We start from the raw sequence: 10,607 nt of genomic DNA, 5'->3' as shown, positions 1-10,607 counted from the left end.
GCCCAGCACCTCCGGGACGTCCACCCCGCCGCGGAACGCGACGTAACTGCGCACCCCGGACGTCGGCGCGCCGAGGGTCAGCCGCTCTCCCGCGAGCAGCGCGAACGGCGTCTCCGCGGCGACGACGCGCTTCGCACCGTCCGCGCCGGTGACCTCGAGCCGGACCACCGCCCCGGTCACGGCCAGCACCTGGTCGCTGAGCGCCTCGAGGGTGAGGCCGCCGAGCGCGTTCTCGAGCACGGCCGCGGTCGCGGGGTTGCCCGCGAACCGGTTCGCGCGCCGCAGCGCGCCGCGGTCCAACGCACCGGACGCGACCACGCCCAGCTCGGCGTACCCCCGCCGGCCGAGGTCCTGCACGGTCGTCTGGAGCCCGGGGGAACGGATCACGACGCCGGTCGCGGGCGCGGCTTCGCGGGGCACCACAGGGTCTGTCGCGGCCACGCCGTCGTCGGGCACGCCGGTCACGGGCACGCCGGTCACGGGCACGCCTGTCACGGGCACAACAGGGGCAGTCGCGGCGCGCGTCGCCGGCTCGGCGGCGAGCGCGACCAGGTCGCGTACGGCGCGGAACTGGACCCGGTTCCCGGGTCGGACCAGCGCCGGACTGGCCCGGTCCAGGTCCCACATCCGTGCGGCCGTGCGGCCGATCAGCTGCCACCCACCGGGTGACGCCCGCGGGTAGACCGCCGAGTAGTTCCCGGCGAGCCCCACCGAACCCGCCGGCACGGCCGTGCGCGGGGAGTCCCGCCGCGGCACGGTGAGCGTCTCGTCCTGACCCACCAGGTACGTGAATCCGGGCGCGAACCCGCCGAACGCGGCGGTCCAGACCTGCCGCGTGTGCGCGGCGACGACGCCGTCGGCGCCCAGACCGGTGAGCGCGCCGACCGCGTCGAGGTCCTCGCCGTCGTACAGGGTGTCGATCACGACGAGCGTGTCGTCCCCGGGGACGCTCGTGCTCACGTCGAGCTGCCAGATATGGTCGGCGACCTGTTGCAGCAGGACCGTGGAGTCGGCGCTGACGAGCACCGTCTCGGCCGCCGCGAGCACGTCCAGCTGCCCGATGACGGGGTGCTCGAGCAGCTGGGCCTGCAGGCTGAGCACCTGCGCGAGCGAGTCCAGCTCGACGAGCAGGGCGCGGTCCCCGACGGGGCGGATGGCTCGGATCCGAGTGACCACGGCGCTACACAAAACTCTCGACGCCGACGCCCGCGCCCTGAACGGCCGCGCGGACGGCTCGCGCCATCGCGACCGCGCCGGCGGTGTCGCCGTGCAGGCAGATGCTCTGCGCGTCGACGTCGATCACCGTGCCGTCGATCGCGCGGATCTGGTGGTCGACCACGATCCGCAGCACGTGCTCGGTGATCTGGTCGAGATCGTGCAGGACGGCGCCGGGCTGGGTCCGCGAGACCAGCGTCCCGTCCGGGTTGTACGCCCGGTCGGCGAACGCCTCGGTCACCGTGCGCAGGCCGGCGGACCGGGCGACCCGCTGGATCTGCGAGCCCGGCAGCACCATCAGCGGCAGCGTCGGATCCACCGCGACGACCGCGTCCACGACGGCCTGGGCCTGCACCTGGTGGTGCACGATCGCGTTGTACAGCGCGCCGTGCGGCTTGACGTACCCGACGCTGGTGCCCGCGACCCGCGCGATCCCCTGCAGGGCGCCGATCTGGTAGATCACGTCGTTGGTGAGCTCGCTCGGGGCGATCTCCATGAACCTGCGCCCGAAGCCGGCCAGGTCGCGGTAGCCCGGGTGCGCACCCACGCTGACCCCGGCCCGTTCGGCGGCCGCACAGGTCGTGCGGATCGTGCTCGGGTCGCCGGCGTGGAAGCCGCAGGCGACGTTGACGCTGGAGACCGAGGAGATGATCGCCGCGTCGTCCCCGAAGGTCCAGTTGCCGAAGGACTCCCCGACATCGCTGTTCAGGTCGATCGTGGTCATGGCGATCCCCGTCCGTAGGAAGGTGGTTCATCAGATCCGCAGAAGGCGGCAAGGGTGAGGCCGCAAGTCTCGTCCCCCTCGGTGACGATCACGTTCAGCCTCAGCCCTGCCGCGGAGCCGCCGCCTGCTGCATCGTCGCCAGAAGGTCCGCCCACCTTACAGATTGTTCTACGATTCTACAAGGGACCAGTTCGGACGTCCACCGAGAACGGCCCCCTACCCTCGCCGCTCGGTGCGCCCCCTCCTCATGGGGCAGGCTCGACCGCGGCACCTACCCTCGTCTTGTGACTCGGAGCGCGCGGTCGATATGAGCGAGCTGTTACTGACTGAACGGGAGCGCGAGGCGCCGGCCAGTCTTGGCCAGCAGGACCGCGCGCGGTACGTGCCGTGACTACGGGAGCCGCTCACACAACTCGACTTCACCATCGACGGCGGCTTGCTCAGCGAGAGGCTGCGGACGCTGGAAGTGCCACGACCGGACGTGTTCGGACTCGACCCCTTCGACATGCTCAGTGTGGTCGACCTGGCCTGGCCCGCCGAAGCCGGCAGTGCGCTGCGGCAACTCGCGGGGGTCGAGCCGCGCTCGCTCGGTTGGCCGCTCGCGCCGGGACGACTGCCGCTCTACGTCTGTCAGATGTGTGCCGACCTCGGCTGCGGTGCCATCACGGTGGAGGTAGCGCGGGGTGAGGGGGTCGTCGCTTGGCGGGACTTTCAGATGGAGAACGGCTACACCGAGCAGAGCGACATGATCGACCTGAGTGCGCTGGGGCCCTTCACCTTCGACGCCAACGCCTACCGGACGACGCTTCTACAGCCGACACCCGCCCTCGACGCACGTGAAGAGGAGGAGCACGCGGCACGCGCACAGTGGCGGCGCGGCCGCGGGATACCGGGAATGGTCAACCGCCTACGCGGCAGATAACGCATCACCCGCTGCAAATCGGCTGAACGCCGAAGTAGTACCTCCGTCGCGAGGTAGAGCCCTGGACCGCTCTACCTGGCCGGGCGGGTACTACCTCGGCGCGATGAGTGCAGGTTTGTGAAGAATCGATCGCCACCCACCCACAGGCGGGCATTCCGCGAAACAATCCACAGAATTGTTCCGTGGCTGGCATCATTGTTACTCGTTCGTTGTGAGGCGTCCCCGTGCGCCATCGCTTGAGTGTCGGTGGTCCCGGCTAGAGTTTGTCGCAGAGGAATTCGAAGGAATGCGACGGCAGGGGGCGAGATGGCATTCGACGACAGTCTCATCCTCGCGGAGCACTACGCCGCCGTTCGTGAGCACCTGGACGCGATCGCGCGGGTCGCGCCGCGGGATCTGGACGGTTCGGGTGCGTTGGCGTTGTTCGACGCGGCGTATGAGTTCGGTGACAGGTTCGCCGCGATCGCGACCCGGGCGCTGCCGGTCGTGGAGACCGATGTCGTGTGGGCCACCGAGGCGCGCACGTTCCCGTGGTGGGTCTCCCGCCGGGTGCACATCACGCACTACCGCGCCCAGCGGATGACCCGGTTGGGTCGCGCGTTGCGCGACGAGCTGCCGCTGACCGGGGCGGCTGTCGTGACCGGTGGGCCGGAGCGGCTCACTCTGGACCAGGCGGAGATCCTCACGACGTGCGCGGCGACGAGCCCCGGGCGGCGCGAGGCGCTGTTGGACCCCACGAACGTGTGCGGGGAGCGGTTCCTGCTCACGCAGGCGCACGCCTGGCCGGCGGACAAGTTCCGCAACGCCGTCAAGCGGTGGGCCGCCGCCACGGACCCCGACGCGGACGAGCGGGGGTTCAAGGAGGCGACCGACCGGGAGTACCTGGATATCGCGCTGACCACGGGCGGGTATTTCCTCAACGGGTTCCTGACGACCGAGCACGGCCAGCTGCTGCTCACCGGCCTGGACGCACTCATCCGGACCCCCTCGAAGGACGAGATCCGCACCCGCGCCCAGCTGCGCGCCGAAGCGCTCGTCACCATGACCCGGCTCAGCCTGGACAATGGCCTGGTCGGCACCACCGGCGGGGTCAAGCCGCACCTGAACATCCACGTCGGCTACCGCACCCTGCTCGCCCTCGCCGCCCAGGCCAGCGCCGGCGACGGCGCCGGCGACCGCGACCAGGTGCCCGGCGACCTGCTGCCCGTCCCGTACGCACCCGGGCACATCACCGGACTCGAGCACCTGACCGGGCCCGGCTCGATGGAGAACGGGGAGTTCGCGGCCGCCGGGCTGCTGGACGCGGCGATGTTCGAGGACGGCCAACCCGTCCCGTGGGCGGTCCTGAGCCGGATCCTGTGCGACGGGGAGCTCAGCCGCATCGTCTTCGGCCCCGACGGGCAGATCCTGAACGTCGGGCGCAAGAAGCGGACCTACCGCAAGCATTTGCGCCGGGCAATCATCGCCCGCGACAAGCACTGCCAGTACCCGACCTGCGACGCCCCTGCCCGGCTCTGCGAATGTCACCACTCCAAGCATTGGGGGCGCGACCACGGCGACACCGACGTCGCCACCGGAGTGCTCTTGTGTTGGCACCACCACACGCACGTTCACAACAACGGAATCGAAATCGCTTGGAAGTCCGGCGGCGGGTGGGTATTCACTGACCGCCACGGCCGAACCGTCCTGCGGAACTGAACAGTTCTCGGTTCGGATCCGGTGACGACCCTGGGATGCTTCGGACATGAATCCAGAGCTGACGCGCCGCGTCTACGACACCTGTCATCTCACCGGAGAGTTCCTGCTTCGGTCGGGTCAGATCAGCGAGGAGTACTTCGACAAGTACCTGTTCGAGGCGGATCCGGTCCTACTGGGCGACGTCGCCCGGGCGATGGTCGAACTGCTCCCCGAGTGCGACGTGCTCGCCGGGATGGAGCTCGGCGGAATTCCGATCGCCACCGTCATGTCGCAGCTCACCGGACTGCCGACCGTCTTCGTGCGCAAGGCTGCCAAGGAGTACGGCACAGCCAAGATGGCCGAGGGTCCGTCCGTCCGAGGCCGGCGCGTCGTCGTCATCGAGGACGTCGTGACCACCGGCGGAGCGCTGCTCGCCTCGTGCGCTGCGCTGCGCTCGGAAGGTGCGCTCGTCGAGACGGTGGTCTGCGCGATCGATCGCCTCCAGGGCGGCGCCGAGAACCTGCTCGCGGAGGGACTGGCGCTGCGTGCCGCGCTGACCCGCACGGATCTGGAGGCTCACCTCCTGCGTGAGGCCCCGGGCGCGTGAGTGGATTCAGGCCCGGTCTTGAGCTGTGCCGCGACTTCTACGAGGAGGTCGTGGCGCCGGCGGTGCTGGCTCCGCATTCGGCTGCACTCCTGGGGCCGGGCTCCGATGTGCTGGGATACGACACGCAGCGGTCCACCGATCACGACTGGGGCCCCCGATGCCAGGTGTACGTCCAAGCCCCTGACCTCGACGCGGTGCGCTCTCGCGTTCTCGCGGCTCTCCCCGAGTCGTTTCAGGGGTGGCCCCTTGCCATCGGCAAGGACGAGGAACGCCTGCAACCCCACGTGCTCATCACGACCGTACCGGCCTGGCTCGAGGGGGAGCTCGGGTGGCGCCTGGACGAGCGCGGACCGACGGTCGTGGATTGGCTGCTCATCCCGCAGACCCGACTCCTGGGCCTCACCCGGGGAGCCGTGTTCGCGGATCCTGCTGGCGATCTCGCGGACCTTCGTCGGCGGCTGGCCTGGTTCCCGGACTCGGTGTGGTGGTGGCTGTTGGCCTGCCAGTGGCAGCGCCTCTCCCAGGAGGAGCCGTTCATCCAGCGGACGGCCGAGGTCGGCGACGAGCTCGGTTCCGCGGTCGTGGCCGGCCGACTCGTTCGCGACAGCATGCGCCTCGCCCTGCTGATGGGACGCAGATATGCGCCCTACAGCAAATGGCTCGGGACGGCTTTTGCTCGCCTGCCCGATCCGGACGGTCTCGGGTCGAGGCTGGCGGAGTCGATGGCTGCCGGCACGCCGACGGCGCGAGAGGCGGCTCTGGGGCGGGCTTATCAGCTCCTCGGTGAACGTTTCAATGCCTTGTCCTCGAACACCCGCCTGGACACCTCGCTGCGGCCCTTCCATGACCGCCCGGCACTGGTACTGGGCGCGGACCGCTTCGTCGCCGCCTCACTCGACCACGTGGACGACCCAATCCTCACCCGGTTGCCGCTCGTCGGGGCGGTTGACCAGCTGCTCGACTGCACGGACGTGCTCGCGAACGCGGCACTGATCCCACCCATGCGCTGCTACTACGACGCCTTGGCCGCGGGGATTCCGCGGTAGACGACGACGGGCCTCGGCCGGCGTCCGCCCGACCCGCTCTCACCTCGTCAGCGCGAGCCAGTCCGCCCGACGCAGGGCTTGGTCGCGGCAGCCAGCAGGCACGCGAAGCCGAATCGCACCTGGAGGTCGCGGAACACGTCGAGCACCTGGGCCTGCTACGGGGAGTGAACCGCCGAACGGATCTCGCCCAGCGAGACGATCGGTCCATCCGTTGACACTGACTACCGCGGCACCCCACTGTCCGGGCATGGTCACCCACCCCGCGCGACCGCACGTCGACCTCCGACGTCCCGTCCGCGCCATCTGTCAGGCTTAACCAGACGGATCCGCGCGGTCGCGCCCTGGCGGGCGCCCGCGTCGCATGACCCCACGGCGCGTCCCCTCCTTCTCGCGCGCGCCATGGCTCGCCAGTCCCCTGAGCGGCCACTCTCTTTCCGCGCATGCGTGAGCTGGGCGCACTCCGGACTGCGCACTCCCCGTTGCGCGCATCCCGACGGCGCACTGCCCATTGCGCGTACTCCTTACGATGATCTGGAGCACCCCCATGTCCACCTCCGTCCTGCCTGCACGGCCGCGGACGACCTCCCGCCCCCGCGATCTCGAGCCCACCAACTCAACCGGCGCTGCGGCCGACGTCGCCGCCGCCCCAACAGCCCCACCGACCCAACGATCGCGCCGCCCACCCGTCCCGCGCTGGGCGAGCCTCGCCGCCGTCGTCGCGCTATGGCAGCTCGCGAGCGCGACCGGGATCCTCCCCGCGGACAAGCTCGCGGCGCCGTCGACCATCGCGATCACCGCATGGCGCCTGATCGGCAGCGGCGAGCTCGGCTCCGCCCTGCTGGTCAGCTCGGGCCGGATCGCGTTCGGCCTGCTGTTCGGCCTGACCGCGGGCGTCGTGCTCGGCCTCGTGTCGGGTCTGTCCCGGTGGGCCGACGCCCTGCTGGACCCACCGGTCCAGGCCCTGCGCACGCTGCCGCACCTGGGGCTGATCCCGCTGTTCATCCTCTGGTTCGGCATCGACGAGACCCCGAAGATCCTGCTGATCGCCCTCGGCGTCGCGTTCCCGGTCTACCTCGCGATCCACAGCGGCGTCCGCGAGGCCGACCCCAAGCTGCTCGAGGCCGCCCGGGTGCTCGGCTTCACCCGCCGCCAGCGGATCTGGCACGTGTCGCTGCCCGCCGCGCTCCCCCAGGGCCTCGTCGGCCTGCGGCAGGGCCTGGGCATGGCGTGGCTCTCGCTCATCGTCGGCGAGCAGGTCAACGCGAGCGCGGGCCTCGGGTACCTGATCAACAACGCGCGCGACTTCCTGCAGACGGACGTGATCGTCGTCGGCCTGGTCGTGTATGCGGTCCTCGGCCTGCTCACGGACGCGCTCGTGCGGGCGATCGAACGACGAGCCCTCACCTGGCGGGGGGTACAGCGATGACGACGACCCCCGTCGCGGCACCCGCGATCACCCTCCGCGGCATCACCAAGACCTACGGCGAGACGCCGGTGCTGGCCGGCCTCGACCTGGACATCCCGGCCGGTCAGGTCGTCGCCCTGCTCGGGCGCAGCGGCTCGGGCAAGTCCACGCTGCTGCGGCTGCTGGCCGGGCTGGACCTCGACGCCACGGGCGACGCGGCCGTCGTCGGGCGGGTGAGCGTCGCGTTCCAGGAACCGCGGCTGCTGCCGTGGCGCCGGGTCTGGCGCAACGTCGTGCTCGGCCTGACCGACGGCGACGACAGCCGCTCGAACGCGCTCGCCGCCCTCGACCAGGTCGAGCTGGCCCCGCTCGCGGACCGCTGGCCGCTCACGCTGTCCGGCGGCCAGGCGCAGCGCGTGTCCCTCGCGCGAGCGCTCGCCCGAAAGCCCGACGTGCTGCTCCTCGACGAGCCGTTCGGCGCCCTCGACGCGCTCACCCGACGGTCGATGCACGCCCTGCTGCGGCGGCTGTTCGCCGAGCACCGCCCGACCACCCTGCTCGTCACGCACGACGTCGACGAGGCGCTCGCCATCGCCGACCGTGTGCTGGTGCTCCGCGACGGGCGGGTCCGCGGCGACCACCTCGTCCGGGCGTCCGCGCTGCACGACCCCACGCGCAGGCAGGCCCTGCGCACCGAGGTTCTCGACGACCTGGAAGTGACCCCTGATGAACGCGACTGACCCGACCCGCTCACCCGCCCGACGACGACGGCTCGCGGTCGCCCTCGCCCTGGTGTCCGCCGTCGCCACCGTCTCGGCCTGCGTGCCCGCGGCCCCGGCCGGCGCACCGCCCGCGCCCGCCGCCGCGCACGCCAAGGCGCCGGCGCCGGTCCCGACGAGCAAGGTCGGCGACGTCACGCTCACCGTCGGCGACCAGAAGGCCGGCGTACAGACCCTCCTCCAGGCCGCCGGCGAGCTGGACAACCTCCCCTACAAGATCAAGTGGTCGAGCTTCACCTCGGGCCCCCCGCTGCTCGAGGCCATCAACGCCGGGGCCGTCGACTTCGGCACGGTCGGCAACACCCCGCCGATCTTCAGCGCCGCGGCCGGGGGAAAGATCACCATCGTCGGCGTGAGCCGCGACAGCGCGCAGGGCGACGCCGTCCTGGTCCCGGAAGGGTCCACCGCGAAGTCCGTCGCGGACCTCAAGGGCAAGCGCGTCGCCGTCGCGAAGGGCAGCTCCGCGCAGGGCAACCTGCTGCTCCAACTCAAGAAGGCGGGGCTGACGCCGTCGGACGTCAAGATCACGTTCCTCGCGCCCGCCGACGGCTACGCCGCCCTGGAGGCCGGCCAGATCGACGCCTGGTTCGTGTGGGACCCGTACACCGCGCAGGCCCAGCACGAGCTCAAGGCCCGCGTGCTCGCCGACGGCAAGGGCGTCGCGAACGGCCTGGGCTTCCAGGTCGCGAGCCCGAAGGCCCTCGCCGATCCCGAGCGCAACAGCGCCATCGCGGACCTCATCGCGCGCAGCACCCGGGCACGCGTCTGGGCCAAGTCCCACTCCAAGGAATGGGCAGCCGCCTACTCCAAGGAGAGCGGCCTGCCCATCTCGGTCGCCCTCACCACCCAACGCAGCGACGACGGCCCCCTCACGCTCACACCCGAGATCGCCAAGAGCGAGCAGGACCTCGCCGACACCTTCGCCGACGCCAAGGTGATCCCCACCCGCCCGAAGATTGCCGACCTCATCGACGACCGTGACAACGAGACCGTCGCCAACGAAGGGGCAAAATGAGCATCACCCTGCACTGGTTCCTGACCACCGCCGGAGACGGCCGCAGCATCGTGGGCGGCTCGCACATGGCCGCCGCGCGCGGCTCGGCGAGCTCCCTGCGCGAGCCCGACATCGACTACCTGGCCCAGCAGGCCCGCGCCGCCGACCACCTCGGGTTCACCGGGGTGCTCACCCCCACGGGCACCTGGTGCGAGGACGCCTGGCTGACGACGGCGGCCCTCATCCGCGAGACCCGCCAGCTGAAGTTCCTCGTCGCGTTCCGGCCCGGGGTCCTCTCCCCGACGCTTGCCGCGCAGATGGCCGCGACCTACCAGCGGATCTCGCGCGGCCGGCTGCTGCTGAACGTGGTGACCGGCGGCGACTCGCTCGAGCAGCAGCGGTTCGGCGACTGGCTCGACCACGACCAGCGCTACGCGCGTACGGGCGAGTTCCTCGACGTCATCCGCGGCGCCTGGACCGGGGAGCCGTTCGACTACGAGGGCGAGCACTACAAGGTCAAGGGCGCGATCGTCTCCGAGCCGCCGAACCCCGTGCCCGACATCTACTTCGGTGGCTCGTCCGACGCCGCCCTGCCCGTCGCGGCCAAGCACGCGGACGTCTACCTGACCTGGGGCGAGCCGCCGGCGCAGGTCGCCGAGAAGATCGCCCGCGTCCGCGAGCTCGCGGCGGCCCAGGGCCGGACGCTTCGCTTCGGGATCCGGCTGCACACGATCACCCGCGACTCCTCGCGTGAGGCCTGGCGCGAGGCCGACAAGTTCCTCGACGCCCTCGACCCCGAGACCGTCGCCAAGGCACAGGAAGGCCTGCGCACCAGCCAGTCCGTCGGGCAGCAGCGGATGGTCGCGCTGCACGGCGGCAGCAGGGACGACCTGGAGATCTCCCCGAACCTGTGGACCGGCGTCGGCCTGGTGCGCGGCGGGGCGGGCACCGCGCTCGTCGGCAGCCACGCCGAGGTCGCGGACCGGATCGAGGAGTACCACGACCTGGGGATCGACGAGTTCGTGCTCAGTGGCTACCCGAACCTCGAGGAGGCGTACTGGTTCGGCGAGAACGTCAAGCCCCTGCTCGAGGCCCGCGGCCTGCTCGACGGCAAGCCCCGCGCCGCGCGCGTCGCCTCCTGACGGGCGCACCTCAGCAGGAACCGAAGGCCCCCCTGACGAGCCCCAACCCCCGCAACGTCCGAGCGTTGACGTCCTATAGGACGTCAACGCTCGGAC

At 71.1% G+C, this 10,607-nt stretch carries 10 protein-coding genes; 8 read left to right on the top strand and 2 right to left on the bottom strand.

What is annotated here, in order from left to right; all coding sequences use genetic code 11:
* Nucleotides 1-1,176: carboxyltransferase domain-containing protein (locus VIM26_RS10680; RefSeq protein ID WP_331950941.1), on the bottom strand; the 1,176-nt coding region annotated here is incomplete at its 3' end.
* Nucleotides 1,177-1,180: 4 nt separating this feature from the next.
* Nucleotides 1,181-1,939, bottom strand: coding sequence for a 5-oxoprolinase subunit PxpA (locus VIM26_RS10675; protein ID WP_331950939.1), 759 nt, complete (start codon nucleotides 1,937-1,939; stop codon nucleotides 1,181-1,183).
* 481 nt (nucleotides 1,940-2,420) lie between these two features.
* On the opposite strand from VIM26_RS10675, the gene VIM26_RS10670 reads away from it, so the two are divergent.
* From VIM26_RS10670 to VIM26_RS10635, 8 genes are all read left to right on the top strand, one after another.
* Nucleotides 2,421-2,861, top strand: coding sequence for a hypothetical protein (locus VIM26_RS10670; RefSeq protein ID WP_331950937.1), 441 nt, complete (start codon nucleotides 2,421-2,423; stop codon nucleotides 2,859-2,861).
* 306 nt (nucleotides 2,862-3,167) lie between these two features.
* Nucleotides 3,168-4,559 carry an HNH endonuclease signature motif containing protein gene (locus tag VIM26_RS10665; RefSeq protein ID WP_331950935.1) on the top strand — a complete coding sequence of 464 codons (1,392 nt, stop codon included), beginning with the start codon at nucleotides 3,168-3,170 and terminating at the stop codon, nucleotides 4,557-4,559.
* A gap of 46 nt (nucleotides 4,560-4,605) precedes the next feature.
* A complete protein-coding gene (gene pyrE / locus VIM26_RS10660; RefSeq protein ID WP_331950933.1) occupies nucleotides 4,606-5,145 on the top strand; it encodes an orotate phosphoribosyltransferase in 540 nt (179 codons plus the stop codon).
* Nucleotides 5,142-6,191 (top strand): DUF4037 domain-containing protein, encoded by a 1,050-nt coding sequence (locus VIM26_RS10655; protein ID WP_331950931.1) that lies wholly within the window; start codon nucleotides 5,142-5,144, stop codon nucleotides 6,189-6,191. The genes pyrE and VIM26_RS10655 overlap by 4 nt, the downstream gene beginning before the upstream one ends.
* 544 nt (nucleotides 6,192-6,735) lie before the next feature.
* The gene (locus VIM26_RS10650; protein WP_331950929.1) at nucleotides 6,736-7,617 is read left to right on the top strand and encodes an ABC transporter permease; all 882 of its coding nucleotides are present in this window, start codon (nucleotides 6,736-6,738) and stop codon (nucleotides 7,615-7,617) included.
* Entirely contained in the window at nucleotides 7,614-8,336 is a 723-nt protein-coding gene (locus VIM26_RS10645) for an ABC transporter ATP-binding protein (protein WP_331950927.1), read from the top strand. Before VIM26_RS10650 ends, VIM26_RS10645 begins: the two co-directional genes overlap by 4 nt.
* Nucleotides 8,323-9,390, top strand: coding sequence for an ABC transporter substrate-binding protein (locus VIM26_RS10640; protein ID WP_331950925.1), 1,068 nt, complete (start codon nucleotides 8,323-8,325; stop codon nucleotides 9,388-9,390). The genes VIM26_RS10645 and VIM26_RS10640 overlap by 14 nt, the downstream gene beginning before the upstream one ends.
* Nucleotides 9,387-10,511 (top strand): LLM class flavin-dependent oxidoreductase, encoded by a 1,125-nt coding sequence (locus tag VIM26_RS10635; protein WP_331950923.1) that lies wholly within the window; start codon nucleotides 9,387-9,389, stop codon nucleotides 10,509-10,511. The genes VIM26_RS10640 and VIM26_RS10635 overlap by 4 nt, the downstream gene beginning before the upstream one ends.
* The last annotated feature ends 96 nt before the right edge of the window (nucleotides 10,512-10,607 follow it).

Source organism: Pengzhenrongella sp. (genome assembly GCF_036565025.1).
In the GTDB taxonomy this organism is placed as follows: Bacteria; Actinomycetota; Actinomycetes; order Actinomycetales; family Cellulomonadaceae; genus Pengzhenrongella.
The sequence above is the reverse complement of the archived record's forward strand: the minus strand, read 5'-3'. Positions and strand labels throughout refer to the sequence as shown.